This window comes from Pseudomonas sp. PWP3-1b2 (genome assembly GCF_049896045.1).
Lineage (GTDB): Bacteria > Pseudomonadota > Gammaproteobacteria > Pseudomonadales > Pseudomonadaceae > Aquipseudomonas > Aquipseudomonas antarctica_B.
Map to the genome: position 1 here is coordinate 199,428 of NZ_JAFCTN010000003.1, position 24,624 is coordinate 224,051.

At 60.9% G+C, this 24,624-nt stretch carries 26 protein-coding genes; 14 read left to right on the forward strand and 12 right to left on the reverse strand.

Going from position 1 to position 24,624, the window contains the following annotated elements:
- The first annotated feature begins 132 nt into the window (after window positions 1-132).
- The 3 genes from uvrD (at window position 133) to ACP7A2_RS03345 (ending at window position 4,068) form a co-directional block, all read left to right on the forward strand.
- The gene (uvrD, locus tag ACP7A2_RS03335) at window positions 133-2,316 is read left to right on the forward strand and encodes a DNA helicase II (RefSeq protein WP_375065696.1); all 2,184 of its coding nucleotides are present in this window, start codon (window positions 133-135) and stop codon (window positions 2,314-2,316) included.
- Window positions 2,317-2,655: 339 nt separating this feature from the next.
- On the forward strand, window positions 2,656-3,525 hold the full coding sequence (locus tag ACP7A2_RS03340) for a Tim44 domain-containing protein (protein ID WP_426133061.1): 870 nt from the start codon (window positions 2,656-2,658) through the stop codon (window positions 3,523-3,525).
- Window positions 3,526-3,660: 135 nt separating this feature from the next.
- Window positions 3,661-4,068, forward strand: coding sequence for an SMI1/KNR4 family protein (locus tag ACP7A2_RS03345; protein WP_017135771.1), 408 nt, complete (start codon window positions 3,661-3,663; stop codon window positions 4,066-4,068).
- Window positions 4,069-4,282: 214 nt separating this feature from the next.
- Here the strand turns inward: ACP7A2_RS03345 and ACP7A2_RS03350 are convergent, their stop codons facing one another.
- The gene (locus ACP7A2_RS03350; RefSeq protein ID WP_426133062.1) at window positions 4,283-6,046 is read right to left on the reverse strand and encodes a cation:proton antiporter; all 1,764 of its coding nucleotides are present in this window, start codon (window positions 6,044-6,046) and stop codon (window positions 4,283-4,285) included.
- A gap of 290 nt (window positions 6,047-6,336) precedes the next feature.
- Here ACP7A2_RS03350 and ACP7A2_RS03355 point away from each other — a divergent pair, with 290 nt between their 5' ends.
- On the forward strand, window positions 6,337-6,822 hold the full coding sequence (locus ACP7A2_RS03355; RefSeq protein WP_003213461.1) for an acyl-CoA thioesterase: 486 nt from the start codon (window positions 6,337-6,339) through the stop codon (window positions 6,820-6,822).
- 129 nt (window positions 6,823-6,951) lie between these two features.
- On the opposite strand, the gene pdxY is transcribed toward ACP7A2_RS03355, so the two are convergent.
- Window positions 6,952-7,824, reverse strand: a complete 873-nt coding sequence (pdxY, locus tag ACP7A2_RS03360; RefSeq protein WP_426133063.1) for a pyridoxal kinase PdxY — start codon at window positions 7,822-7,824, stop codon at window positions 6,952-6,954.
- Between the two features lie 117 nt (window positions 7,825-7,941).
- On the opposite strand from pdxY, the gene ACP7A2_RS03365 reads away from it, so the two are divergent.
- A complete protein-coding gene (locus tag ACP7A2_RS03365; protein WP_426133064.1) occupies window positions 7,942-8,337 on the forward strand; it encodes a DUF3301 domain-containing protein in 396 nt (131 codons plus the stop codon).
- Here ACP7A2_RS03365 and ACP7A2_RS03370 read toward each other — a convergent pair.
- From ACP7A2_RS03370 to dksA, 4 genes are read right to left on the reverse strand one after another with little or no spacing between them, the layout of a single operon-like run.
- On the reverse strand, window positions 8,331-9,293 hold the full coding sequence (locus tag ACP7A2_RS03370; protein WP_426133065.1) for a CobW family GTP-binding protein: 963 nt from the start codon (window positions 9,291-9,293) through the stop codon (window positions 8,331-8,333). The two genes, ACP7A2_RS03365 and ACP7A2_RS03370, sit on opposite strands and share 7 nt — an antisense overlap.
- 44 nt (window positions 9,294-9,337) lie before the next feature.
- Complete coding sequence (locus tag ACP7A2_RS03375; protein WP_426133066.1) at window positions 9,338-9,982, reverse strand: DUF1826 domain-containing protein; 645 nt, start codon at window positions 9,980-9,982, stop codon at window positions 9,338-9,340.
- Window positions 9,982-11,190 carry a zinc metallochaperone GTPase ZigA gene (gene zigA, locus ACP7A2_RS03380; protein ID WP_426133067.1) on the reverse strand — a complete coding sequence of 403 codons (1,209 nt, stop codon included), beginning with the start codon at window positions 11,188-11,190 and terminating at the stop codon, window positions 9,982-9,984. Before zigA ends, ACP7A2_RS03375 begins: the two co-directional genes overlap by 1 nt.
- A 27-nt stretch (window positions 11,191-11,217) precedes the next feature.
- On the reverse strand, window positions 11,218-11,622 hold the full coding sequence (gene dksA, locus ACP7A2_RS03385; protein WP_426133068.1) for an RNA polymerase-binding protein DksA: 405 nt from the start codon (window positions 11,620-11,622) through the stop codon (window positions 11,218-11,220).
- Window positions 11,623-11,748: 126 nt separating this feature from the next.
- On the opposite strand from dksA, the gene ACP7A2_RS03390 reads away from it, so the two are divergent.
- Window positions 11,749-12,117: a glutamine synthetase gene (locus ACP7A2_RS03390; RefSeq protein ID WP_426133069.1), complete on the forward strand. Its 369-nt coding sequence runs from the start codon at window positions 11,749-11,751 to the stop codon at window positions 12,115-12,117.
- On the opposite strand, the gene ACP7A2_RS03395 is transcribed toward ACP7A2_RS03390, so the two are convergent.
- Entirely contained in the window at window positions 12,114-13,325 is a 1,212-nt protein-coding gene (locus ACP7A2_RS03395; protein WP_426133070.1) for an N-acetylmuramoyl-L-alanine amidase, read from the reverse strand. The genes ACP7A2_RS03390 and ACP7A2_RS03395 overlap by 4 nt on opposite strands.
- Window positions 13,326-13,453: 128 nt before the next feature.
- On the opposite strand from ACP7A2_RS03395, the gene folE2 reads away from it, so the two are divergent.
- Genes folE2 through ACP7A2_RS03430 form a run of 7 tightly spaced genes read left to right on the forward strand, consistent with a single transcriptional unit; the run spans window position 13,454 to window position 19,079 of the window.
- Window positions 13,454-14,350 (forward strand): GTP cyclohydrolase FolE2, encoded by an 897-nt coding sequence (gene folE2, locus ACP7A2_RS03400; protein ID WP_426133071.1) that lies wholly within the window; start codon window positions 13,454-13,456, stop codon window positions 14,348-14,350.
- The gene (locus tag ACP7A2_RS03405; RefSeq protein WP_426133072.1) at window positions 14,347-15,015 is read left to right on the forward strand and encodes a metal ABC transporter ATP-binding protein; all 669 of its coding nucleotides are present in this window, start codon (window positions 14,347-14,349) and stop codon (window positions 15,013-15,015) included. The genes folE2 and ACP7A2_RS03405 overlap by 4 nt, the downstream gene beginning before the upstream one ends.
- Complete coding sequence (locus tag ACP7A2_RS03410) at window positions 15,015-15,881, forward strand: metal ABC transporter permease (RefSeq protein ID WP_348055705.1); 867 nt, start codon at window positions 15,015-15,017, stop codon at window positions 15,879-15,881. Before ACP7A2_RS03405 ends, ACP7A2_RS03410 begins: the two co-directional genes overlap by 1 nt.
- Before the next feature lie 11 nt (window positions 15,882-15,892).
- Entirely contained in the window at window positions 15,893-16,771 is an 879-nt protein-coding gene (locus ACP7A2_RS03415; protein ID WP_426133073.1) for a metal ABC transporter substrate-binding protein, read from the forward strand.
- Window positions 16,768-17,181: a phosphoribosyl-AMP cyclohydrolase gene (gene hisI / locus ACP7A2_RS03420; RefSeq protein ID WP_426133074.1), complete on the forward strand. Its 414-nt coding sequence runs from the start codon at window positions 16,768-16,770 to the stop codon at window positions 17,179-17,181. Before ACP7A2_RS03415 ends, hisI begins: the two co-directional genes overlap by 4 nt.
- Window positions 17,178-17,738, forward strand: coding sequence for a DapH/DapD/GlmU-related protein (locus tag ACP7A2_RS03425; protein WP_017737597.1), 561 nt, complete (start codon window positions 17,178-17,180; stop codon window positions 17,736-17,738). The genes hisI and ACP7A2_RS03425 overlap by 4 nt, the downstream gene beginning before the upstream one ends.
- Window positions 17,739-17,741: 3 nt before the next feature.
- Window positions 17,742-19,079: a dihydroorotase gene (locus ACP7A2_RS03430; protein WP_426133075.1), complete on the forward strand. Its 1,338-nt coding sequence runs from the start codon at window positions 17,742-17,744 to the stop codon at window positions 19,077-19,079.
- Here ACP7A2_RS03430 and ACP7A2_RS03435 read toward each other — a convergent pair.
- Window positions 19,076-19,597, reverse strand: a complete 522-nt coding sequence (locus ACP7A2_RS03435) for a DUF3617 domain-containing protein (protein WP_426133076.1) — start codon at window positions 19,595-19,597, stop codon at window positions 19,076-19,078. The genes ACP7A2_RS03430 and ACP7A2_RS03435 overlap by 4 nt on opposite strands.
- A gap of 130 nt (window positions 19,598-19,727) precedes the next feature.
- Between ACP7A2_RS03435 and cls the strand changes: the two genes are divergently transcribed.
- Window positions 19,728-21,167, forward strand: coding sequence for a cardiolipin synthase (gene cls, locus ACP7A2_RS03440; RefSeq protein WP_426133077.1), 1,440 nt, complete (start codon window positions 19,728-19,730; stop codon window positions 21,165-21,167).
- Window positions 21,168-21,301: 134 nt separating this feature from the next.
- Here cls and cfaB read toward each other — a convergent pair whose 3' ends face one another.
- The 4 genes from cfaB to ACP7A2_RS03460 form a co-directional block, all read right to left on the reverse strand.
- A complete protein-coding gene (cfaB, locus tag ACP7A2_RS03445; protein ID WP_426133078.1) occupies window positions 21,302-22,483 on the reverse strand; it encodes a C17 cyclopropane fatty acid synthase CfaB in 1,182 nt (393 codons plus the stop codon).
- A gap of 87 nt (window positions 22,484-22,570) precedes the next feature.
- Window positions 22,571-23,359: a putative DNA-binding domain-containing protein gene (locus ACP7A2_RS03450; RefSeq protein WP_426133079.1), complete on the reverse strand. Its 789-nt coding sequence runs from the start codon at window positions 23,357-23,359 to the stop codon at window positions 22,571-22,573.
- Window positions 23,350-24,195: a DUF692 domain-containing protein gene (locus ACP7A2_RS03455; RefSeq protein WP_426133080.1), complete on the reverse strand. Its 846-nt coding sequence runs from the start codon at window positions 24,193-24,195 to the stop codon at window positions 23,350-23,352. Before ACP7A2_RS03455 ends, ACP7A2_RS03450 begins: the two co-directional genes overlap by 10 nt.
- A 65-nt stretch (window positions 24,196-24,260) precedes the next feature.
- The gene (locus tag ACP7A2_RS03460; RefSeq protein ID WP_071485301.1) at window positions 24,261-24,515 is read right to left on the reverse strand and encodes a hypothetical protein; all 255 of its coding nucleotides are present in this window, start codon (window positions 24,513-24,515) and stop codon (window positions 24,261-24,263) included.
- Between the last annotated feature and the right edge of the window lie 109 nt (window positions 24,516-24,624).

The following is a 24,624-nucleotide window of genomic DNA, read 5'->3' on the forward strand; positions in this document are numbered from 1 at the left end:
GCTGCGGCCCATGACCAACCGGTCATCCCTGGCGCCGGAATCTTTGCCGCGCGGCGATAGCCCCCGACGTTTTCCGTCGGCCACCTGGCATTGGCATTTGCCCGACTCCCCCCGGCACCCTAGAATGCGCCGATGCGCGATGATCTCTCCCTTTTGCTGAACTCCCTCAACGATGCCCAACGCCAGGCCGTAGCTGCCCCCGTTGGCCGTCAGTTGGTCCTGGCCGGTGCTGGCTCCGGTAAAACCCGAGTGCTGGTGCACCGTATCGCCTGGTTGATCCAGGTCGAAAACGCGTCCCCGCATTCCATCCTGTCGGTGACCTTCACCAACAAGGCCGCTGCCGAGATGCGCCACCGCATCGAGCAGTTGATGGGCATCAGCCCGGCCGGCATGTGGGTGGGCACCTTCCACGGCTTGGCGCACCGCTTGTTGCGGGCCCATTGGCAGGAAGCGGGCCTGGCGCAGACGTTCCAGATTCTCGACAGCGATGACCAGCAACGCCTGGTCAAGCGCGTGATCCGCGAGCTGGGCCTCGACGAGCAACGCTGGCCGGCGCGCCAGGCGCAATGGTTTATCAACGGCCAGAAAGACGAAGGCCTGCGCCCGCAGCATATTCAGGCCAGTGGCGATCTGTTCCTCGCCACCATGCGCAGCATTTATGAAGCGTACGAAGCGGCTTGTGCACGCGCCGGCGTGATCGACTTCTCCGAGCTGCTGCTGCGTGCCCTCGACCTGTGGCGCGACAACCCGGGCTTGCTGGCGCACTACCAGAAGCGCTTCCGGCACATTCTGGTGGACGAATTCCAGGACACCAACGCCGTGCAGTACGCCTGGTTGCGTTTGCTGGCCAAGGGCGGCGACAGCCTGATGGTGGTCGGCGACGACGACCAGTCGATCTACGGCTGGCGCGGCGCGAAAATCGAGAACATCTACCAGTACTCCGACGACTTCCCGGACGCGATCACCATCCGTCTGGAGCAGAACTACCGCTCCACTGCTGGCATCCTCAAGGCTGCCAACGCGCTGATCGCCAATAACACCGGGCGCATGGGCAAAGAGCTGTGGACCGACGGCGGCGAAGGCGAAGCGATCAACCTGTACGCCGCGTTCAACGAGCACGATGAAGCGCGCTACGTGGTGGAAACCATCGAAAGCGCTCTGAAAACCGGCTTGGCGCGCAGCGATATCGCCATCTTGTACCGTTCCAACGCCCAGTCGCGGGTGCTGGAAGAAGCCTTGCTGCGCGAGCGCATCCCGTACCGCATCTATGGCGGCCAGCGCTTCTTCGAACGTGCAGAAATCAAGAACGCCATGGCTTACCTGCGCCTGCTGGAAGGCCGTGGCAACGATGCGGCGCTGGAGCGGGTGATCAATATTCCGGCCCGCGGCATCGGCGAGAAAACCGTCGAAGCGATTCGCGACCACGCCCGCCACGCCGATGTGTCGATGTGGGAAGCCATGCGCTTGCTGATCGCCAATAAAGGCCTGACCGGGCGCGCGGCGGGTGCGCTGGGTGTGTTTGTCGAGTTGATCGAGAACCTCGCGGCCAAGTGTTCGGAAATGCCGCTGCACTTGATGACCCAAACGGTGATCGAGCAGTCCGGGCTGATTGCTTACCACGAAGCGGAAAAAGGCGAGAAAGGCCAGGCTCGGGTAGAAAACCTTGAGGAACTGGTCAGCGCCGCCCGCGCGTTCGAAAACAATGATGAAGATGAAGAGCTGACGCCACTCGCCGCCTTCCTCGGCCATGCGTCGCTGGAAGCCGGCGATACCCAGGCGGATGAGCATGAAGACAGCATCCAGCTGATGACCTTGCACAGCGCCAAGGGGCTGGAATTTCCGTACGTGTTCCTGGTGGGCATGGAAGAAGGCCTGTTCCCGCACAAGATGAGCCTGGAAGAGCCCGGCCGTCTTGAGGAAGAGCGTCGCCTGGCTTACGTGGGCATTACCCGCGCCATGCAGAACCTGGTGATGACCTACGCCGAGACGCGGCGCTTGTACGGCAGCGAGACCTACAACAAGGTGTCGCGTTTTGTACGTGAAGTGCCGAAAGGGCTTATCCAGGAAGTGCGCCTGTCCAACAGCGTGAGTCGCCCGTTCGGCGGTGGCCAGCAGCAAAGCGCCAGCACCCTGTTTGCCGGTTCCGAAATTCCGGAAACCCAGTTCAGCCTTGGGCAGCAGGTGCGGCACTCAGTGTTCGGCGAAGGCGTGATCCTCAACTTCGAAGGCGCCGGCGCCCAGGCACGCGTGCAGGTGAACTTCGCCGAAGGCAGCAAGTGGCTGATGATGGGCTACGCGAAGCTTGAAGCCATCTGATCCATCTTCTGTGGCGAGGGAGCTTGCTTGCTCCCGCTGGGGTGCGATGCGCCCCCCTATTATGACTGCTGCAATGCATCAGCCAGACCGCGTTTGCCGGACAAGGGGCTGCTGGGCAGCCCAACGGGAGCAAGCTCCCTCGCCACAAGAAACACTGCGTTACATGAAGCTTATTGGCCCGCCCTTGTTTTTAACGAGGGCGGGCCAATATGTGTAACTAGTCCTACAGACCCTTCGGGTTTGGTCCTACGCAAAAGCCCGAAACACTCTGCCGCTAGCCACTGTCACGACACCTGTGCAACATGGCGCGCGTGCAATCCACAAATGGGAATTCCCTTTATGAAACGTTTTCTTAGCATCGCCCTGGCGTTGTGCATCGGCCTGACGATGAGCATCGACGCCAACGCCAAGCGCTTCGGTGGCGGCAAAAGTTCGGGTGCAGCACCGACTCACCAGACCAGCCAAATGGCGCCATCGGCCGGTGCCGGCGGTGCTGCCGCCACTGCTGGTGCAGCCGGTGCTGCTGGCGCCGCTGCCAAGGCCGGCGGTGCTTCGCGCTGGTTGGGCCCTCTGGCCGGCATCGCCGCCGGTGGCCTGCTCGCTTCCATGTTCATGGGCGGCGGCTTCCAGGGCATGCAAATCTTCGACATCCTGATCCTGGCGGTCATCGCCTTTGTGATCTTCCGCTTTATCGCCGCCCGTCGACGCAAGCAGCAGGAGCACATGGCTCCAGCGGGCGCGCCGATGCAGCGTGAAGTGTTCGAGCAAAAACCTGCCATGGGTTCGATCTTCGGGGGTTCGGCTGCACCAGCGGCTGCCCGTCCAGTGATCAACGCACCGGCCTGGTTCAACGAAGAACGTTTCGTCGAAGCGGCCCGCAGCCACTTCCAGTCCCTGCAGCAGCATTGGGACGCCAACGAAATGGACAAGATCGCCGAGTTCGTGACCCCGCAACTGCTGGAGTTCCTCAAGCGCGAACGTGCCGACCTGGGCGACGCCTTCCAGTCGACCTACATCGACGACCTGCGCGTACAGCTTGACGGTGTGGATGACCGCGCTGACAAGACCATCGCCACCCTGACCTTCAGCGGTGTGTCGAAGACCTCGCGTTTCGACCAGGGCGAAGTGTTCAGCGAAAGCTGGAACATGGAACGTCCGCAAGGCGACAACCAGCCTTGGCTGGTCGCCGGTATCCGCCAGAACGGCTGATACCCGCTCGCTTGAGCCACTGGCATTAAAAACCCCGGACATGTTCCGGGGTTTTCTATTTCACGGTTGCACTTATGGCGAGCTACTGTATAAAACGCCCCTATAAACCGCGCCATCAGCAAGAGGATCCCGGCCGTGGAAGAAATCATCGAACAATTGCGTGAAGCCAACGAACCGGTTCCGGTGCCTCTGGAACTGCCTGATGAAGATCAGATTGTGGAAATCGAGGAACAGCTGTTCATCGACATCCCCTTTGTCTTCCGCGAATTTCTGCTGACCGTCAGCGACGTAGTGTATGGCAGCCTGGAACCGGTGACTGTCACTGACCCACAGTCCCACACCTACCTGCCGGACGTGGCCGCCAACGCCTGGGACGCCGGGGTTGACCGCAGCATGATCCCGATCTGCCAGGACGGCGACGACTACTACTGCGTCGAAGAAGACGGCACCGTGGTGTTGTGGTCCGGCGAAGAAGAGCTGGTGACCGAGGAAACCTGGGAATCGGTATGGCACTGGGCGCGGGACGTCTGGCTGGAAAGCTGATTTGAATGTGTGAATGCTGACCCCTGTGGCGAGGGAGCTTGCTCCCGTTGGGCGGCGAAGCAGCCCCAATTCAGGCGACGTGTTCTTTCAGATGCAGTGACGTGAGGGTCTTGGGGCTGCTGCGCAGCCCAACGCGAGCAAGCTCGCTCGCCACAACAAGCTCGCTCACCACAACAAGCTCGCGCGCCACAGTGAGCGCGCCAACTCGCAACAGTTAGTGTTCTGGCGTGTCTTTATGGTTATCCAGGGTCTCCAGCAAGGCGACCTGCATCCGCGTATGCACGCGGATGAACCAGCGCCAGAGCACGGCCGCCACCGCCGCTGTGACCACGGCGATCAGCACCAGCAACTTGTTGGTCGGCAGAATACTGGCCGACAAGGCTGCCAACAGCAGGAAGATCACCAGCAGCGAAAGGATCGGGATCAATTCCGCAATCACCCGACGCACGCGCTGGGTATGCCGCCCGGCCATCTCCGGCTTCACGCTCATCTCCGCCAGCAGCATCGACAGCGCCTTGAGCTTGCGGTACGCCGCAATCAGAAACGGCAATGACAACAGCAACGCCCCGCCCCAGATCAACGCCTTCTGCCAGCTCGGATCACTGATCCAGCCCTCCAGATACCCGCCGATGCGCGCCGCAAAAAAACTGCCGGTAAAGAAGATCGCTATCACCAGCGCCAGATTCACCCCGACTTGCAGGATGATCTTGCGGATCATCGACGCCAGCATCGCGCCCTCGCCTTGCGGCTGAATGCTGCGCAGCCACTCGCCATACATCCCGAACACGCGGCTCATGCGCTGGGGCATCACGGCAGCAATTTTCAGCGACAGCGGGTCGGCACTGCGAATCAGGTACGGCGTGAGCAACGTGGTGATCACTGAGACCGCCACAGCCACGGGATACAGAAAGTCGCTGGTAACCTGCAAGGTCATCCCAAGCGCCGCAATGATGAAGGAAAACTCGCCAATCTGTGACAGCCCCATGCCCACGCGCAGTGAGGTTCGGCCGTCGTTACCGGCGATAAACGCGCCCAGGCCACAGGACAGCATCTTGCCCAGCACCACGGCCACGGTGATCACGGCGATGGGCCAGGCGTATTGCAGCAGGATCTGTGGGTCGATCAACAAGCCAATGGCGACAAAAAAGATCGCACTGAACATGTCGCGAACAGGTTCGATCAGGCGCTCAATCTTAATGAGCTGCCGGGATTCTGCCATGATCGCGCCGATCAGGAATGCGCCCAGCACCATGCTGTATTCCAGCTTGACCACCAGCAAGCAGAAGCCAAAACACAGGCCCAGCACCGTGATCAGCAGCATTTCGTTGCTTTCGAACCTGGCCACGTAGGCAAGCAGGCGCGGCACCAGCAAAATGCCGATCACCAGCGCGACGATCATGAACAGCGAGAGCTTGCCGACGGTGGAGAACACCTCGCCGGAGCTGACCGTGCCACTGACGGCGATGCTCGACAGCAAGGCGATGATGCCGATGCCGAGGATGTCTTCCACGATCAGCACGCCGAAAATCAACTGGGCGAAACGCTGGTTCTTCATCTTCAGGTCATTGAGTGCCTTGACGATGATGGTGGTCGAGGAGATCGCCAGAATCGCGCCGAGGAACAGCGAGTCCATGGTGTTCCAGTCGAACCAGCGCCCGATTTCGTAGCCGATCCAGATCATCAGGATGATTTCGAGGAAGGCTGCGATAAACGCCGTGGCGCCGACCTTGAACAGCTTGCGCAGGCTGAATTCAAGGCCCAGGCAGAACATCAGGAAGATCACCCCCAGTTCAGCGAGGGTCTTGATCGTGTCTTCGTCGTGGATCAGGCCGAACGGCGGGGTGTGCGGGCCGATGATGAACCCGGCGACGATGTAACCCAGCACCACCGGCTGCTTGAAGCGATGGAACAGGATGGTGACGACCCCTGCCACCAGCATGATCACGGCCAAGTCCTGGATAAAGCTGATGGCGTGCATGGCGAGGGGCTCCTTGAGGGTACTGACGCTTTTCCCACTTCCGCGCGCGCTTCTGAAAAGTCGAAAAGCGCGGAAGGAAAAGTCGGCCTGAATCGTAAGAAAAGCCCTGACACGGGCTTTTGAAGGTTAACACCGCGACTTCCGGCAGAAAGCCGGTGCAATATATGGAAACAGATCGGCGCAGGCGTGACGGCAAGCCGCCCACCGGCGTCCCGTTAGGGATGGCGCAGCAAAGATTCCAGCACCCGCAGAGGTGCTCCCCAACCGATGCCTACAACCGTGAGTGTGCTATGGAACCCGGAAACGCCCAGCTGTCGATGACGGTATTGATGACCCCTGACATGGCCAACTTCTCAGGCAATGTCCACGGCGGCACATTGCTCAAGTACCTCGACGAAGTGGCCTACGCCTGCGCGAGCCGTTATGCCGGCCGCTATGTGGTCACGCTGTCGGTGGACCAAGTGATTTTTCGCGAGCCGATCCATGTCGGCGAGCTGGTGACGTTCCTTGCGTCGGTTAACTACACCGGCAATACGTCGATGGAAGTGGGCATAAAGGTGGTGACCGAGAACATCCGCGAGCGCTCGGTGCGCCATACCAACAGTTGCTTCTTCACCATGGTGGCGGTGGACGACCAGCGCAAACCCGCCGCCGTGCCGCCGCTGCAACCGCAGAACAGCGAAGACAAGCGCCGGTTCGTGCAGGCTCAACAGCGCCGGCAGATTCGCCAGGAGTTGGAAAAGCGGTATCAGGAGATCAAGGCCGACGGGCCTTGATTTCAGAGCTGTAAACCCAATCCAAATGTGAGCGGGCTTGCCCGCGATAGCGGTGAACCAGTCAATTTATCTATCGGCTGACACACTGCAATCGCGGGCAAGCCCGCTCCCACATTGGTTTTTGTGGGGTTACAGGCTGATCGGGGTGGCTTCGAAGCGCACGCGCGGATGGGCGATTCGGTCCTGAGCCCGTACCAGTTCCAGCTCGTAACTGGCACACGCCTGCGTTTCCAGCAGCACTTCATGCACAGCCGCAGCGGTGAATTCGAACGCCGCCAGCAGGCTGTCCCCCAACAGCACACGCGCCAGGAACAGCCCCGAGGTCAGATCGCCCACGCCCACCGGCTGACGCGGAAACGCCAGCAACGGCCGGCGCAGGTGCCAACTGCCTTCAGCCGTCACCAATAACATCTCGAAACCCTCCGGCAACTTGCCCGGGTAATCCAGGTGCTTGACCAACACCGCCTTCGGCCCGCGCGCCAGCAATGCTTTGGCCATGCCCAGGCAGTCAAACAGCGATTGCGGCTTACGCCCGGCAAAGCTGTCCAGCTCCAGCTGGTTCGGGCACAAAAAGTCGGCCATGGCCACGGCTTCATCCAGCAGGAAATCGCTGACGTCCTGCGGCACGATGCAGCCTTTTTCCGGATGGCCCATCACCGGGTCGCACAAGTACAGCGCCTTGGGGTTGATGGCCTTGATGCGCGCCACGCCCGTCAGGATCGCGCGGCCCTGGGCGGCACTGCCGAGGTAGCCAGACAGCACCGCATCACAGTTGCCCAGTTCGCCGATCGCCGCAATGCCTTCCACCAGCGCCGGAATTTGCTGCGGCGCCAACACTTCGCCCGCCCACTGTCCATACTGAGTGTGGTTGGAGAACTGCACCGTGTTGAGCGGCCAGACATTCACCCCGACCCGCTGCATGGGGAACACGGCGGCGCTGTTTCCGGCGTGGCCAAAGACCACATGAGACTGGATCGCAAGCAGATGAGGTGTGCGTTTCATGCGGGAGATTTCCGTAAAACCATTGAAATTCAGGCCGCGCAGTATGCGACTAAACGCAGCCTGTACGACAGACCGGCGACACAGTTAAGCTGCTCTCACTTTGTTGGAGTTCATCGCATGCTCACCCTGGGAAACATCTTCGTATTGATGCTGCTGGCGACCGGTGCCGCCTGGGTGTGGCACAACCACGGCCTGCGCGAACGGGCGCTGGAGCGCGTCAAACAGCATTGCGCCAAGCTCGATATCGAGCTGCTCGACGGTGCAGTCGCGCTCAAACGCATCGGTTTTGTGAAGGATGCCAACGGTCGGCGCCGCCTGGCGCGCATCTACAACTTCGAGTTCACCGTGACCGGGGAAACCCGTCATTCCGGGACCATCACCCAGTTCGGCGCTCACAGCGCACAGATCGAACTGGCGCCCTACCCGTTCGAGATCAAGACACCGCTGCCGACCGCCGAGGTGATCGAGCTAAGCCAATGGCGCCAGGACCACGCCACCAAAAACCGTCACTGACGGCAGGCTGCCAGCGCAGCCTGTAGCGCAGCCGCATCCTGTGGCGCGCTGAAGATCAATTCGATACGTGAATCGCGGCGCCATTCGCTGGGTTGCCAGGCGAGCGGGCTGTTATCCACAGCATTGGCGCAAACCCAGCCGTCGCCGCTGTGGATAACCAGTTTGGCGCGGCGCCAATCAAGGTTTGCCAGCCAGTCACGCAGGCGCAGAGGGTCAAATTGCTGGCTCGGATGCCACCGCCAGCCGATGCTCCAACCACCTTCCTGGCCCTGGCTCAAGCAAATCGGCACGGCCGGATCGCTCCAGATGGCCGGCATTTGCGCCAAGCCCTTGGGCACGTCGAAGTTATCCACAGCTTCAGCGGCTTTTGCATTCAGGCCGGGCAACTGCGCCAGCGGCAGGTGCGCCTGACGGGTCCAATAGAGCGGGCGATGGAGCAGTTGTCGTTCGATGGCCTGGCGCTGCGAGGCGTCGAGCGCCTCATCCTTGTTCAATACCAACAGTCCGGCACTGGCCAATATTTCGCGTTGCGCTTCAGGCAAGGGTTTGCCCGCCGCCAGCGCCTGGGCATCCAGCACCAGCACACACGGCTGAACAGACAACACGTCCTGCCACGGCGCTGCCCGCAGTTGCTTGAGCAATTGCGCCGGGTGGCCCAGGCCCGAGGGTTCGATAAACAAGCGATCCGGCTTGGCCTTACGCAGCAAACGGCCCAGGCCTACCTGGAACGGTGCACCATTCACACAGCATAAACAGCCACCGGCTACCTCGCCCAAGGCAATGCCGTCGTCATCCTGAGTAAGCAGCGCCGCGTCCAGGCCGATCTGCCCGAACTCGTTGATCAATATCGCCCAACGCTCGTCTGCCGGGCGCTGGGCGAGCAGGTGCTTGATCAGGCTGGTCTTGCCGGCGCCCAAAGGCCCGGCAATCACGTGGGTGGGAATGTTCTGCAGCATGGAAGGCTTCATTCAGGCCGTGTAGAGCGTTTGATCCTACGCGGTTATGCGAGCCAATCCAGTGTCAGGATTACCCGTCGCTCATCAGCCTTGAGCGCCGGCGACCGGTGGATCAGGCCGTGGTGCTCGTTGCCGTGCCATTTGGTGCCTTTGAGCAAAGCGACATCGCCGCAGCGGATCTGCTCGATGCGCTCGCCAGGCTCCGCGTCCGGCTGGCCGAGTGCGCGGCGATCCATCACGCCTTCGCGCAGCCATTGGCTGCCGATACCGGCGTAAGTGGTGATCAGCCGCACGGGCACATGGTCCACGTGAAACCGCGGGCACATGGCCTTGTCCAGCAGCCGCAAGCGCACACCGATCCGCTGGGCGCCCAACAGGCAGGCGAACGCGCTGACCAGCCAGGAGACATCGGCGATAAAGCCTTCGTAGCCTTCAAGATCGCTGCAGCTGGACGCTAAACCCTGCAAGTTCGGTACAGCGCTTTCATCTTTCAGCTCAATCACCATGGAATCCGCCAACGGCTCATTCAGCGCCACCAGCAAAGCACCGAACTCGGCGATATGCAGGGGCAACTGGCGCTGCCACACCGCCAGGTTGACGCCGTCTTCAAGGATGTCGGACAGCGCCAGCGGGGTGTCACCGCGAGTTTGGCGAATGACGGGGCGCAGGGAAGTCATCGGAGCCAGCATCAGGCAGCTTCCTCCTCAAACCAAGGGCCAAAGGGGTCAGTCAGCAGGCGCCAACCTTCGACGCCCAAGGCCATTTCTTCTTCGTTAAGCAAGCACGCATCCAGCTCGGCGCGCATCTGGGCGAAATCAATGTTTTGCCCGATAAACACCAGCTCCTGACGGCAATCGCCGGTGCTCAATTGCCAGTTGCCCATGATGGCGGCCACGCTTTCTTCGTCCTGCGGCCATTGGCTTTTTGGCACAAAGCGCCACCAGCGCCCGGCAAATCCATGGCGCATCAAGCCGCCAGCCTGTGACCAGCTGCCAGCGTCCTGATGCTTGCTGGCCAGCCAGAAAAAACCTTTGGAACGCAGCAGTTTGCCGTTCACCCACGGGCGGTCGATAAAGTCGAAAAAACGCTGCGGATGAAACGGGCGCCGGGCACGGTAAGCCGTGGACGCAATGCCGTACTCTTCGGTTTCCGGCACATGCTCACCGCGCAATTCCTGCAACCAACCCGGCGCTTGAGCGGCGCGCTCGAAGTCGAAACGACCCGTGTTGAGGATCTTGTTCAGCGGCACTTCGCCCATGACCATCGGAATGATTTCGGCCTGCGCGTTGAGGCGTTCGAGGATGGCGATCAACTCTTCACGTTCGTGGCTGCTGATCAGGTCGATCTTGCTGATCAAAATCACGTCGGCGAATTCGATCTGCTCGATCAACAAGTCGGTAATCGAGCGCTCGTCGTCTTCGCCCAGGGTTTCGCCGCGTGAGGCCAGGCTTTCGGCGGCCTGGTAGTCGAGCAGGAAGTTCATGCCGTCAACCACGGTGACCATGGTGTCCAGCCGCGCAACGTCGGCCAGGCTTTGCTCGTTTTCATCGCGGAAGGTGAAGGTTTCAGCAACGGGCAACGGCTCTGAGATACCGGTGGATTCGATCAACAGGTAATCGAACCGACCTTCCTTGGCGAGTTTTCCGACCTCTTCCAGCAAGTCTTCCCGCAAAGTGCAGCAGATGCAGCCGTTGCTCATCTCCACCAGTTTTTCTTCGGCGCGGTTGAGGGTGACGTCGCGCTGGACCTCGCTGCCGTCGATGTTGATCTCGCTCATGTCGTTGACGATCACTGCCACCCGCAGGTTTTCGCGGTTACGCAGGACATAGTTGAGCAGCGTGCTTTTACCGGCGCCGAGGAAGCCGGACAACACGGTAACGGGGAGACGATTGGTCATCAGGTAATCCTCATCAGGGGTGGCCGGTCAAATCGCCCGTTTATGGCGTTCGCGCAGCTCTTCACGTTCTTTGGCTTCGATACTCAAGGTTGCTGTGGGCCGCAGCAGCAGACGTTGCAGGCCGATGGGGTCGCCGGTTTCGCGGCACCAGCCGTATTCGCCGCGGGCCAGCAGCTCCAGGGCGTCATCGATCTTGTCCAAAAGCTTTTTTTCGCGCTCCAGCAGGCGCAGTTGCCACTGGCGCTGCTCTTCGGCGGCGCCCACATCGGCCAGGTCGCTGTTGGTTTCCTGCTCGCGCAACGCCAGAAACTCAGCCTCGATGCGAGCTTGCAGCTCATCACGCTGGGTCAGCAGCAACGCGCGGAAGAAGGCTTGCTGGGCGTCGTTCATGTAATCGGCAGGCGGTTGAGCGAGCAGGTCTTGTTCAGTCATGGAAAGCGCGTCACGGGTCGGGCTGACTTTCAATGTTATAGTATAACAATACAAATAAGCTAATCCCCCTTGCTCGTCACGACGAAGGGCGCAATGCTTGGCCACTTTCCTGCCCCGAGAACACTTATGAAATACCTGCTGTGCGCCCTGTTTTTAGCAGCTGCGGGACCAGCCTGCGCGCAGGCACCGAGCCTGCTGGCAAACTGCACGCGCAGTGCCAACCTGCTGGCGTGTGTAGACCCGCTGGGCAATGCCTACAGTGTGGCGACGATGGGAAGCACCACGTATTTGCGCGGTTTTGAGGTGATCGGCAAGCGCTATTGGGCACAGACCAACAGCCGCTACGGGCAGCTGACGTTCTTTACCGGGTTGGCGTCCGATGGTGAGGCGTGGGTCGGCTACACGCGCCGCGTGGGCTGGACCACCCTCAACCGGTTTTCCAGTTCCGGTGGCGCCAGCGCCAAGTTCACGTGCAGCCGTATTACCGGCTGCTAGACCTGGCCGTTCTGCTGTTCCTGAACCCAGGCCATGTAGCTGTTCATCGGCGGGTTCTTCTGGAAGTACTTTTTCAGGCCTTCAAACAGGCCATCGGCTACGGCCTGTTGATGACGCGCCGTGACCAGCCGCTGGGCGTCCTGGGTGTTGGAGATAAACCCGGTTTCTACCAGAATCGACGGCACATCCGGTGATTTGAGCACCGCAAAACCGGCCTGCTCCACACGCTTCTGATGCAGCGTGGTGATGTTTTGCAGGCTGCCCAATACCGAACTGCCCAGCTGCAAGCTCGACGCGATAGTGGCGTTCATCGACATGTCGAGAATCACCCCGGCCAGCATCGGATCCTTGTCCTTCAGATTGAGCAGCGTGGTGGCGCCCAACAAGTCGGCGCCGTTTTCGCGTTGCGCCATGAAGCGCGCGGTGGCGGAGGTAGCGCCGCCTTCCGAAAGCGCATACACCGAAGCGCCCGAGGCCGTAAGGCGTGGCGCGGCGTCGGCGTGCACCGAGATAAACATGTCGGCCTTGTGCTGACGCGCGATGTCCACGCGCTTGCGCAGCGGCACGAAGAAGTCGTCGTTGCGTACCAGTTTCACGTCAAAGCCCTTCTCGCGCTTCAAGCGTTTGGCCAGCAGTTGGGCGATCGACAGCACCACGTCTTTTTCGCGCTGGCCCTTGGAGCCAATGGCGCCAGGGTCTTTGCCGCCGTGGCCGGGATCGACCACCACAATGATGTCGCGCTTGGGATGGGCTTTGTCCACCGGCGCAATCAGCGGCAACGGTTCAGCGGCGATCTGGCGAGGCGCCTGAGTGGCGCTGGTCAGGTCGAGTACCAAGCGATGGCCTTGGCCATCCTGCGGCGGCAACAAGAAGCTGTTGAGCTGCATCGGCGAGGCCAGGTCCAGCACGATTCGCGTGTCGCCCTTGCCGAAATGCCCCGAGCGGATCGACGTAATGCCGCTGTTTTTCAGCGCAAGTTGCGAGAAGTCACCGCTGAGCCCGGAACCGCTCAGGTCGATGATCACGCGTTCCGGCGAAGTCAGGGAAAACGTCTTGTATTGCACCGGGCCGCTGAGGTCGAACACCAGCCGCAGTTTATCGTCCGAGCGCCACAGGCGCGCATTGCGGATCTGCGTGGCGTAGGCCCCCAAAGGCAAGGTGAACAGGGGGCTGACCAGCAGCAGGTTAAGGAGCTGACGTCTGTGCATGACAAATACCGCAAATAAAGGAGCGTCCCTGCTCGACATGACTGAAGAAAGACTGGAATAGAAAAATCGTCGTCGACTCAATAGTTATAATATAACATGTCTTTTTATTTCCAACGATGGACCTGCCCATGAATGCGCTGACTCTGCCGGATATCGCCGCGCAGGCTTCACGCCAAGCCTTGCCACTCGATTGGGTTGGCATGTGCGGCATCGCCCTGCCGATCCTCATCGATGGCCAGCGCCTGACCGCCACCGCCGATGCAGGTGTAAGCCTGGACGACGGCGAAGCCCGTGGCATTCATATGTCACGCCTCTACCTGGCGCTGGAAATGCTCGACCAACAGCCGCTAACGCCTGCGCTCCTGCGTACTCTACTTGAGCGCTTTCTGGAGAGTCATGAAGGTTTATCTAAGAACGCCTACCTGCGCATTCACACAGACTTGCTGCTCAAACGGGCGGCGTTGGTCAGCCCGTTAGCCGGCTGGAAAGGCTACCCGGTCAGCATCGAAGCGCGTCTTGAAAACCAGATGTTCCACGTGGAACTAAAAATTGACGTTACCTATTCCTCAACCTGCCCGTGCTCCGCTGCCCTCGCCAGGCAGTTGATTCAGCAGCAATTTCTCGCCGATTTCGCCAACACGCCGTTGCAGCATGAAGACGTGTTGACCTGGCTCGGCAGCGCCAACGGCATTGTCGCCACGCCTCACAGCCAGCGCAGCAGCGCGCAGCTATCAATTCAATTGGATGAAACGCTGCCCAATATGCCGCTCAGCGCGCTGATCGACGACGTAGAAGCCGCCCTCGGCACCGCCGTGCAAACCGCTGTAAAACGCGCGGACGAACAAGCCTTCGCCCTGGCCAACGGGCAGAACCTGATGTTCTGCGAAGACGCCGCCCGCCGCCTGAACCTCGCCTTGAAACGCTCGGATGCCGTCAAAGCCTTCCACCTGAAAGTGATCCACGCCGAAAGCCTGCACGCGCACGATGCCGTGGCTGAAAGCCGCTGGACGAGAAACCCTGCATGATCACCTGTAACGCTTTGCGCTGGGGCGCCCCCGGCCAACCGCTGACGCCTGCTCTGGACCTCACACTGGAGAAAGGCACCCTCACTGGCATCATCGGCGCCAACGGCACTGGCAAAAGCAGCCTGCTCAAAGTCATCGCCGGCCTGCAAAAGCCGCTGGCGGGCAAGGTCACGGTGGATGTTCCACGCCGTGGCGGCCTGTCATTTCTGCCCCAGCAGCAACACCTTGACCGCCAATTTCCGATCAGCCTGCAAGAACTGGTCGCCGCCGGTTTCTGGGGCACCCAGCTCACCCCGGAACAACGCAGCCAGCGCCTGCAAGCGGTGCTGGAGGACTGGTGCCTGACCGGCCTTGAACACCGCCCGCTGATGGCGTTGTCCGGCGGCGAATTGCAACGCGCCCTGCTCGCCCGTATGAGCCTGGCCGAAGCGCCGGTGTTGCTGCTCGACGAACCCCATGCGGCCCTCGACGAGGAAGGCCAGGCCTTGTGCTGGAAACACGTGCACGCCTGGCACGATGAAGGCCGCACGGTGGTCATCGTGTGTCACGACCTCGCCTCCGTGCGCCATCACACCCAGAACGTGGTGCAGATCAAAAGCACCGGCTGCGTGTTCGGCACCAGCAAAGAGCTGATACGCCCGCAACCGCACATGCAGGTGGCCTGATGCACTTCGCTGCCCACCTGTGGATGCCGTTCCAGGATTTTGTCTTCATGCGCCGCGCCCTCATCGGCGGGCTTGTACTCGCGTGCAGCACTGCGCCATTGGGCGTTTTTTTGATCCTGCGACGCATGAGCCTGATCGGTGACGCCGTAGCCCACGGCATCTTGCCCGGCGCTGCCCTGGGCTTCTGGTTTGCCGGCATCAGCTTGCCTGCCTTGACCATTGGCGGCCTTGGCGCTGGCCTGAGCATGGCGGGTTTATCTGCATGGATCACCCGCCGCACCGGCCTGCGTGAAGACGCCAGCCTCGCCGCCATCTACCCGATCTCCCTCGCCGCCGGCGTGCTGATCCTCGGCATCGCCGGCAAACGCCTGGACCTGCTGCACCTGTTGTTCGGCTCGGCCCTGGCGGTGGATGAAACCACCCTCACCGGCATGCTCTGGGTCTCCAGTTTCAGCCTGATCGCCATGGCGGTGATCTACAAACCGCTATTGCTGGACACCCTCGACCCGCTGTTCCTGCAAACCGTCAGCCGCCTCGGCCCACTCGCCCACGGTGTGTTCCTGACCCTGGTGGTGCTGAACCTGGTGATCGGTTTCCAGGCCATCGGCGCCTTGATGGTAGTGGGCTTAATGATGTTGCCGGCCATTGCTTCACGTTTCTGGAGCCGGCGCCTGCCGGTGTTGATCGCAGTATCGGCGGTGCTGGGATGCCTGTCGGTGTGGTTCGGTTTGTTGCTGTCGTTTTATTACTCACTGCCCAGCGGCCCGGCCATCGTGCTGGTGGCTGGCGCTGGGTATTTGCTGTCCGTGGTTTTCGGTCCGGTGCACGGTTTGCTGCGCCGCCCGCCCTCTCTTACATCCCAATGAGGTGTTTCCCGATGCGCGCTTTACTCGTGCTGTTCAGTATCCTGCTGCCCCTGTCGATGGCCCAGGCCGCCGACAAACTCCAGGTGGTCACCAGCTTCAGTATCCTCGATGACATGACCCACCAGATTGGTGGCGACCACATCCAGATCAGCAACATGGTCGGCCCCGACTCCGACGCCCACACCTATGAGCCGACACCGGACGACGCCAAAGCGTTGCTCAAGGCCAAGGTCATCATCAAGAACGGCCTCGGCTTCGAGCCATGGCTGGACCGTCTGGTGACCAGCACCGAGACCAAAGCCACGGTGGTCACCGCCAGTAAAGGCGTGATCTCCCACACCATGGAAGAAGACGGCGAGACCATCCCCGACCCGCACGCCTGGCACAACCTGGCCAACGCCGAAATCTATGTAAACAACATCACCAAGGCACTGGTGGCCGCCGACCCGGCCAACAAGGCGGACTACCAGCGCAACAGCCAAACCTACCTGAAAGAAATCTACCGTTTGCTGGCCGAAGCCAAGGCCAAGTTCGGCGCGCTGCCACCGGGCAACCGCCGCATCGTCACCTCCCATGACGCGTTCGGTTACCTGGGCCAGGCCTATGGCATTCAGTTCCTCGCGCCACAGGGCCTGTCCACCGAACGTGAGCCGTCTGCTGCCGAAGTCGCCGCGCTGATCACCCAGATCCGCAAAGACAAGGTCAAGGCCGTGTTCATGGAAAACATCAAGGACTCGCGCCTGCTCAAGCAGATCGCTGACGAAAGCGGCGCGCAGATCGGCGGCACCTTGTACTCCGACGCCCTCGCAGCCGAAGGCCCGGCCAGTACCTTTACCGGTCTGTTCGAATACAACCTCAACACCCTGTGCGCCGCCCTGAGCAAGCCATGACCTTGAGCATGCTCGACCTGGAAAAGGCTGCCCTCGGCAGCCGCTTTCCACTCGACAGCGTGCTCGACGCCCTGCCGTGGAACAGCGATGGCTTGATTGCCGCCATCGCCCAGCAACACCGCAGCGGCGAGGTGTTGATGCTGGCCTGGATGAACCGCCAGGCCCTCAACGAAACCCTGGCCACCGGGCAGGTTTGCTACTGGTCACGCTCGCGCCAGCAGCTGTGGCGCAAAGGCGAAAGCTCCGGCCACTGGCAACAGTTGGTCGAAGCACGCCTGGATTGCGACGGCGACGCAGTGCTGCTGATCGTCGACCAACGCGGTCCTGCCTGCCACACCGGCCGGCTCACTTGCTTCTACAACGCCATCGACGGCAACCACGTCCACATCATCACGGAGCCCACAGCATGATTCGCAAGAACCCTTCCGGCGACCTGCCGGTGATTGCCGAGTCGGCCTACGTCGACAAGACCGCGATCATCTGCGGCAAAGTCATCATCGGCGAGAACGTATTCGTTGGCCCCTACGCGGTCATCCGCGCCGACGAAGTCGACGCCAGCGGCGCCATGGACCCGATCACCATCGGCGCCAACTCGAACATCCAGGACGGCGTGGTCATCCACTCCAAATCCGGCGCAGCGGTCACCATCGGCGAATTTACCTCGATTGCGCATCGCTCCATCGTCCACGGCCCCTGCACCGTCGGCGACCGCGTGTTTATCGGCTTCAACAGCGTGTTGTTCAACTGTGCCGTGGGCGACGGCTGCGTGGTGCGCCACAACTCGGTGGTCGACGGCCGCGACCTGCCCGACGCGTTCTACGTGCCTTCCACCACCCGCATCGGGCCGAACACCGACCTGTCGCAATTCCCGCCGGTCAGCGTCAGCGCCTCGGAGTTTTCCGAGGACGTGGCGCGCACCAACGTCGATTTGGTGCGTGGCTACAAAGCCCTGCAAAACGAGTTCTGAACCATGAGCCGCGTGCTGATTCGCAACGCCCGCCTGGTCAATGAAGGCCAGGAATTCGACGCCGATATGCTGGTCGCCAATGGCCGTATCGAGAAGATCGCCGCCAGCCTGGAAGGCTACAACGAGCCGGTGGAAATCGACGCTGCAGGTCAGTGGTTGCTGCCGGGCATGATCGACGACCAGGTGCACTTTCGCGAACCCGGCGCGCCGGACAAAGGCAGCTTCTACAGCGAATCCCGCGCAGCGGTCGCGGGTGGCATCACCAGCTTCATGGACATGCCCAACACCAACCCCGCCACGTTGAACCTGGAAGCCCTGGCCGATAAAAAACGCCGCGCTGCGCTGCACTCGGTGGCCAACTATGGCTTTCACTTTGGCGTGAGCAACGACAACCTCGACACCGTCGCCGCCCTCGACCCGCGGGAAGTCGCCGGGGTCAAAGTGTTCATGGGTGCCTCCACCGGCAATATGTTGGTGGACGACCCGCGAATTCTGGAGCGATTGTTTGCCGAAGTGCCGACCATTTTGCTGGCCCATTGCGAACACACGCCCAGCATCCTGGCCAACGAGCAACGCCTGCGCGAGCGCTTTGGCGAGCACATTCCCGCCGTCGCTCACCCGCTGATCCGCGACGCCGAAGCCTGCTATCGCTCATCCTCGCTTGCGGTGGAATTGGCCAAGCGTCACGGCACGCGCCTGCACGTGCTGCACCTCACCAGCGCCCGCGAGTTGGCGCTGTTCGAAGACAAACCCCTGGCGGAAAAACGCATCACCGCCGAGGTCTGCCTGCACCACTTGCTGTTTGATGACCGTGACTATCACCGCCTCGGCCACCAGATCAAATGCAACCCGGCGATCAAGACCCGCGCCGACCGCGACGCGCTGCGCCTGGCCTTGCTGAGTGATCGCCTGGATGTGATTGGCAGTGACCATGCGCCGCATACCTGGGCGCAAAAACAGTTGGGCTATCGCGAAGCGCCGTCCGGGCTGCCGCTGGTGCAGCACGCACTGCCGGCGCTACTGGAATTGGTGGCTGACGGGCACCTGCCGCTGACTACGCTGGTGGCGAAAACCAGTCACCGCGTGGCTGACCTGTTCGCCATTCCTGATCGTGGTTACTTGCGCGAGGGCTACTGGGCCGACCTGGTGCTGATCCAGCCCGAGCCCGAAGGCAAACCGGTGAGCAGCCAGCCGATTCTGGCACGCTGCGGCTGGACGCCGTTCGCCGAGCGCAGCTTGCGTCACAGCGTCAGCACCACGCTGGTGTCAGGCCACCTGGCGTGGCACGACGGCCAGGTGGTCGACAGCTGCCAGGGTTTGCCGCTGCACTTTGTGCGTTAAGCGCGAGGTTTGACCGTACCGCAATCGATGCCCAGCCACTGGGCGTGGCTGTCGAGGCTGCCTTTCTGCTGAATGCCGGTGGCATTGAAAGTGCCATTAACCGTGGTGGTGAATTCCTGCTGGCTCTTGAAAGTGGCCACGCCGGTGCCTTGGGCTTTCGGGCAGCTGAAGCGGAATTTCCACTGGTTGCCACTCTTCTCGGTCACTTCCTGTTTGCAGCCCGATTGCGGGTCCGTCAGGGGGATCGAATCGGAGGCGACCTGCGCCGGTGTCAGGCACACTTGCACGCCTTTGCCGGCCATGGTGATGCCCTGTTTTTCCAGCATCGCGCGCTGCTCAGGGGTCATCTGTTGTTTCAGTTGGCCGAGGATCAGCGAAAGGTCCGGTAGGTCCTGGTTATCGACTTTCATATTGCTGGTGGTCAATTCCCACAAACCCGGCGCCAGCATCTGCGCCTGAGCCGCCACGGGCAGCGACAAACCAACAACCATGGCCAAACTTAGCAGACGAGCATTCATCGGGTAACTCCTGGGTAATTGTGGGCGTTAGACGCCGCAAAGCCGCCAGTGTTGCACGGCAAATAAAATAGCGACAATCGCCGTCAGACATGGTCTGTTAGGCACTGGACTGTCTGGAGAGATGTCGTTCATGGATTTTTTTGGCCCGCACCTGCTCGCCTACTTCATTGCCTCGCTGCATTTTCTCGGGACCCTCGCCGCCATCCACGCGGTGCTGACCGTCAGGACCGCCCAAGGCTCGATCGCCTGGGCGTTGTCGTTGATGTTCATGCCTTACCTCACGCTGATTCCCTACCTGATTTTTGGCCGCAGTACCTTCGACGCGTACATCCAGGCGCGGCGCCAGGCCAACCAGGAAATGCACAAGGCGATCACCGAGCTGAACTGGCGCCCGTGGGTCGAAGAAGCCCTGGCCGCGCGCAATTCCAGCGCCTACGCGTCGCTGCGCGCGATGCCCAAGCTGGGGCGCATGCCGTGCCTGGCCAACAACGAAGTGCGCTTGTTGATCAATGGCGACGCCACCTTTGGCGCGATCTTCGAAGCCATTCGCAACGCCAAAACGGCGGTGCTGTTTCAGTTCTTCATCATTCATGACGACGAGCTTGGCAGGCAGTTACATACCTTGCTGAAGGAAAAAGCAGCCGAAGGCGTCGACATTCATGTGCTCTACGACCGCATCGGCAGCCACGCCCTCCCCCACCGTTATGTGCAATCGCTGCGCGACGCCGGGGTCAAAGTCAAAGCCTTCGCCACTCGCAGCGGCTGGCTCAATCGCTTCCAGGTCAACTTTCGCAACCACCGCAAAATTGTGGTGGTGGACGGCATTACCGGGTTTGTCGGCGGGCATAACGTCGGCGACGAATACCTTGGCAAAAAGCCGCCTTTGGCGCCATGGCGCGACACCCATGTGCAAGTCACCGGCCCGGTGGTGGCGTGCCTGCAAGAGTCGTTTGCCGAAGACTGGTTCTGGGCCGCGCGCGAATTGCCGCCGCTGATTCTGCCGGACACCTACCCCGAAGACGGCGTGCTCTGCCAGTTGCTCGCCAGCGGCCCGGCCGACCCGTATGAAACCTGCTCGCTGTTTTTCGTCGAGGCCATTCACGCCGCCACCGAACGGGTGTGGATCACCAGCCCGTATTTCATCCCGGATGAAGCCGTGTTCTCTGCCCTGCGTCTGGCTGTACTGCGCGGCGTAGACGTGCGCGTGCTGCTGCCGTCGCGTCCTGATCACAAAATTGTCTACGCCGCCTCAAGCCTTTACGCGATCGAAGCCGTACGCGCCGGGGTGCGGGTGTTCCGCTACACACCGGGGTTTCTGCATCAGAAGGTGGTGTTGGTGGACAGTGAAATCAGCGCCATCGGCAGCGCGAACATGGACAACCGTTCGTTCCGGCTGAATTTCGAGGTGATGTTGCTGACGGTGGACGAGGCGTTTGCCAGCGAAGTAGAGCAGATGCTGCTGGCTGACTTTGCCCTGGCCCATGAGGTCAGCAAAGAAGAAAGCCGCGAGACCCGCAGGCTTCAACAGCTGGGCATGCGGGTGGCGCGTTTGATTTCACCGATTCTCTAACAAACAACACATAACAAATGTGGGAGCTGGCTTGCCTGCGATGGCGGTCTATCAGTCGACTCATCTGGTCCTGATACACCGCTATCGCAGGCAAGCCAGCTCCCACAGTTTTTTGATGTGCAGTGTTTTGAAGATCAGCGGTAGATATCCTCCCGCGTCCACGGCAGTTCATGGCTGCCATCGGCATGGGGCTTCACCGCGAGTATCTGATGCAGGTTGATCCAGCCACGCGCAAACGCGTAGGCGCAGCCGGCCAGGTACAGCCGCCAGATGCGCAACGCTTGCTCCGGTACCATTTTCGCCGCCGCTTCCAGGTTGTCCTCCAGGCGCTCGCTCCAATGGTCCAGGGTACGTGCGTAGTGCAGGCGCAGGCTTTCAACGTCGACCACTTCCAGCCCTGCTTCGCTGAGTTCGGCGGTCATCATTGCCAGGTGCGGCAGTTCACCGTTGGGGAATACGTAACGCTCGATAAACTCACCCGCGCCACGGCCTACCGGGCGACCATCGGTGTGCTTGGCGGTAATCCCGTGGTTCATCACCAGGCCGCCTTCACGCACGGCGCCAAACAGGGTTTTGCTGTACTCGGCCAGGTTGGCGTGGCCGACGTGTTCAAACATGCCCACGCTGACCACTTTGTCGAAACGGCCATCTTGTGGCAGGTCGCGGTAGTCGAGCAGTTGCAGGTCGACCTGATCGTCCAGGCCCTCGGCTTTCACACGCTCCCGAGCCAGCGCCAACTGCTCCTTGCTCAGGGTAATGCCGAACACTTTCGCGCCGAACTCCCGCGCAGCAAAGCGCGCCAGCCCGCCCCATCCGCAGCCCACATCAAGCAAATATTCCCCCGGCTGCAGACGCAATTTGCGGCACAGGTGGCGAAATTTGTCTTGTTGGGCTTGGTCGATGGATTCGCTGCCGGTCTCGAAGTAACCGCAGGAGTACGCCATGTCCTGGTCCAGCCAGAGCTGGTAAAACTCGTTGGACAGGTCGTAATGGTAGGAAATCGCCGCGGCGTCAGTCGCCTTGTCGTGGATCGAACGCACGGGGTGCGTGTCCTCATCATCAACCAGGGCGGTACTCAATTCGTCACACACCCGGATCACTTCGGCAATCGAGCCTTCCAGCTCCAGCCTGCCCTCAATAAAGGCCTCGCCGAGTGAGTTAAGCGTGGGATGGGTCAGTTGACTGACGATCGTGGGGTCCTTCACCACGATGGTCACGCTGGGCTCGGGGCCCAAGTTGAATTCATGGCCGTCCCAGAGTCGAAGACGCAGCGGTAACTTGAGATTCTGTAAGGCCGGTGGAAGTTGCGCGAGCATGACGAGTCCCCCCTTGTTTCAGACGTCTGGTGTGAGGGTAGTCCATCCGAAGACAAAGTAGGAGGCTATCGATTTGATAGCGCTCCTCTATGGAAATCGGCGCTCGAGCAAACCGTCCTGGATCCACTGTTTCAGCCATGTAACGGCCTGCAAAGGGGCACCCTCTGCATAAGTGACTGCCAGCTCAGCGCACAGTTCTGAAAAATTCCAGCCGGTGGTCACCATGCCCGCCAGGGCGCAGGCTTCTGCAGGTTCCAGGCTGCGGTAGTGACATACGTTCTGATGGCGCCAAACCAGGCAAATCTGCGCCGACTCAAGCGCGAGGCTGTCGGGGAAATCCGACTCGTCCTTGCTGGCCCGCCAGATCGCCACGCTGTTGAAATGGCAAAGCACCTGCTGCACCGAAGGCGCCAGGGTGACCTGCAAACCCGGCCAGTCTTCAGGCGGCAGCGAGGCCATGTCGTTCAGGCTCAGCGGCTCGCCCTGCGGCGCATCGAACGCCAGGGTAAACGCCCATTCCAGGCGCGCCAGTTCAACCAGCGGCGGGCTTTGCTCAGCCACTAGGTGCTGCGCAATAAACGCCGGGAAGCGTTCGCCAAGCCAGCGCAAGCTGTAGTGGGCGGAGGGATAACGGCGCACATAGGCCTCTGTCAGTAACGCGAATTCATCGTCGCCCAGCCAATACCAGATCGCGCCGAAGTCATGGCGCAACACTTCTTGCAACCGCGACACATAGGCGTTGTGATAAATCGCCAGGCCCGTGTCCACGTCCAGCGTCGGCCCGCCGATTAACGTGGCGGCAAAGCCGCTGTTGGCGATGGAGGTTTCAGATAACAGGTGCTGTTCGAAGGCCAACTGCCAGTCGGTCAGGCGCATAGCGTCCTCCTGGCCAACGCGGTCGCGCCCAGTTCGCGGGCTTTGCTCAACTCGGTGAGCAGCTCCTCGAACGGCGGAAAATGGTCATCGCGCTCCAACAAGGTCGACACCGGGCCCAAGTGTTCGAGCGTCTGTTGATACAGCGCCCACACCGGGTCACACACCGGGTGGTCATGGGTATCGACCACGTAGTCGCCGTAGTCCATATGCCCTGCCAGGTGCAGTTGGCGAATGCTTTGCGGTGGCAGGCTGCGAATAAACGTCCACGCGTCAAAACCATGGTTACGCGAACTTACGTACACATTATTAACGTCCAGCAGCAGCTGGCAGCCGGTGAGATGGGCCAGCGCGTTGAGGAATTCCCACTCGGTAAACTCATCCGCCTTGGAGCGCACGTAGCTGGAGACATTTTCCAGCACCAGCGGGCGCTGCAGCACGTCCTGCACTTGGCGAACGCGGGCGGCCACGTGGTAAAGGCTTTCTTCGGTGTATGGCAGGGGCAGCAAATCGTGCAACTGGTGTGCACTGCCACGGCTCCAGCACAGATGATCGGAAATCCACGCGGGCTGAATGCGCTCGGCGAGCTGCTTTATTTGTTTCAGGTAATCGGTATCGAGGGCATGCGGCCCACCGATAGACAGGGACACGCCATGCATCACCAGGGGATAGCGCTCGGCAATCGCGTCCAGGTAGTACGAGGCTTTGCCACCCTGGACCAGATAATTCTCGGAGATCACTTCGAACCAATCCACGGCCGGCGATTGTTCAAGGATCTGCTGATAGTACTCACTGCGTAAACCCAGGCCGTAACCCAGACTTGGAAGGGAAGCGGACATCAAACACTCCTGGGCAAAGTGTCCGCAGCGGTGGGGGCATCCGCTGCGAGAGCACTCGGTGCCGGTTATTCGCCGACTTTGCCGCCAGCCTTGGTGCAGGCGTCAGCACTGGCTTGAACCTTGAAACCCTGGCCTTTGCAAGAACCCTGACCTTTGCAGGCGTGGTCTTTGGTTTTGCAATCGTTCTGGCCTTTGCAGGCGTTGATGCCGTAGCAGTGCACAGCGGTGTCAGCGGCTTGAGCCTGAGTGACTACACCAGCAAACATGGTAGCGGCGGCCATTGCGAGGGCGGCACCAGCAGCAGCGGATTTGAAGTTCATTGTTGTTTCCTCATGATCGGTTGTGGAGTCGGTCCAAACGGATTGTTCAGTCTCGACATACCACTAGAGTGAGGTCCCTCATCGGCGTTACAGCCCTGTGCAAATATTT

Coding starts and splice junctions, on each gene's coding strand:
- uvrD (WP_375065696.1), top strand. CDS start 133: ATGCGCGATGATCTCTCCCTTTTGCTGAACTCCCTCAACGATGCCCAA.
- ACP7A2_RS03340 (WP_426133061.1), top strand. CDS start 2,656: ATGAAACGTTTTCTTAGCATCGCCCTGGCGTTGTGCATCGGCCTGACG.
- ACP7A2_RS03350 (WP_426133062.1), bottom strand. CDS start 6,046: ATGCACGCCATCAGCTTTATCCAGGACTTGGCCGTGATCATGCTGGTG.
- ACP7A2_RS03355 (WP_003213461.1), top strand. CDS start 6,337: ATGGAACCCGGAAACGCCCAGCTGTCGATGACGGTATTGATGACCCCT.
- pdxY (WP_426133063.1), bottom strand. CDS start 7,824: ATGAAACGCACACCTCATCTGCTTGCGATCCAGTCTCATGTGGTCTTT.
- ACP7A2_RS03365 (WP_426133064.1), top strand. CDS start 7,942: ATGCTCACCCTGGGAAACATCTTCGTATTGATGCTGCTGGCGACCGGT.
- ACP7A2_RS03370 (WP_426133065.1), bottom strand. CDS start 9,293: ATGCTGCAGAACATTCCCACCCACGTGATTGCCGGGCCTTTGGGCGCC.
- ACP7A2_RS03375 (WP_426133066.1), bottom strand. CDS start 9,982: ATGCTGGCTCCGATGACTTCCCTGCGCCCCGTCATTCGCCAAACTCGC.
- zigA (WP_426133067.1), bottom strand. CDS start 11,190: ATGACCAATCGTCTCCCCGTTACCGTGTTGTCCGGCTTCCTCGGCGCC.
- dksA (WP_426133068.1), bottom strand. CDS start 11,622: ATGACTGAACAAGACCTGCTCGCTCAACCGCCTGCCGATTACATGAAC.
- ACP7A2_RS03390 (WP_426133069.1), top strand. CDS start 11,749: ATGAAATACCTGCTGTGCGCCCTGTTTTTAGCAGCTGCGGGACCAGCC.
- ACP7A2_RS03395 (WP_426133070.1), bottom strand. CDS start 13,325: ATGCACAGACGTCAGCTCCTTAACCTGCTGCTGGTCAGCCCCCTGTTC.
- folE2 (WP_426133071.1), top strand. CDS start 13,454: ATGAATGCGCTGACTCTGCCGGATATCGCCGCGCAGGCTTCACGCCAA.
- ACP7A2_RS03405 (WP_426133072.1), top strand. CDS start 14,347: ATGATCACCTGTAACGCTTTGCGCTGGGGCGCCCCCGGCCAACCGCTG.
- ACP7A2_RS03410 (WP_348055705.1), top strand. CDS start 15,015: ATGCACTTCGCTGCCCACCTGTGGATGCCGTTCCAGGATTTTGTCTTC.
- ACP7A2_RS03415 (WP_426133073.1), top strand. CDS start 15,893: ATGCGCGCTTTACTCGTGCTGTTCAGTATCCTGCTGCCCCTGTCGATG.
- hisI (WP_426133074.1), top strand. CDS start 16,768: ATGACCTTGAGCATGCTCGACCTGGAAAAGGCTGCCCTCGGCAGCCGC.
- ACP7A2_RS03425 (WP_017737597.1), top strand. CDS start 17,178: ATGATTCGCAAGAACCCTTCCGGCGACCTGCCGGTGATTGCCGAGTCG.
- ACP7A2_RS03430 (WP_426133075.1), top strand. CDS start 17,742: ATGAGCCGCGTGCTGATTCGCAACGCCCGCCTGGTCAATGAAGGCCAG.
- ACP7A2_RS03435 (WP_426133076.1), bottom strand. CDS start 19,597: ATGAATGCTCGTCTGCTAAGTTTGGCCATGGTTGTTGGTTTGTCGCTG.
- cls (WP_426133077.1), top strand. CDS start 19,728: ATGGATTTTTTTGGCCCGCACCTGCTCGCCTACTTCATTGCCTCGCTG.
- cfaB (WP_426133078.1), bottom strand. CDS start 22,483: ATGCTCGCGCAACTTCCACCGGCCTTACAGAATCTCAAGTTACCGCTG.
- ACP7A2_RS03450 (WP_426133079.1), bottom strand. CDS start 23,359: ATGCGCCTGACCGACTGGCAGTTGGCCTTCGAACAGCACCTGTTATCT.
- ACP7A2_RS03455 (WP_426133080.1), bottom strand. CDS start 24,195: ATGTCCGCTTCCCTTCCAAGTCTGGGTTACGGCCTGGGTTTACGCAGT.
- ACP7A2_RS03460 (WP_071485301.1), bottom strand. CDS start 24,515: ATGAACTTCAAATCCGCTGCTGCTGGTGCCGCCCTCGCAATGGCCGCC.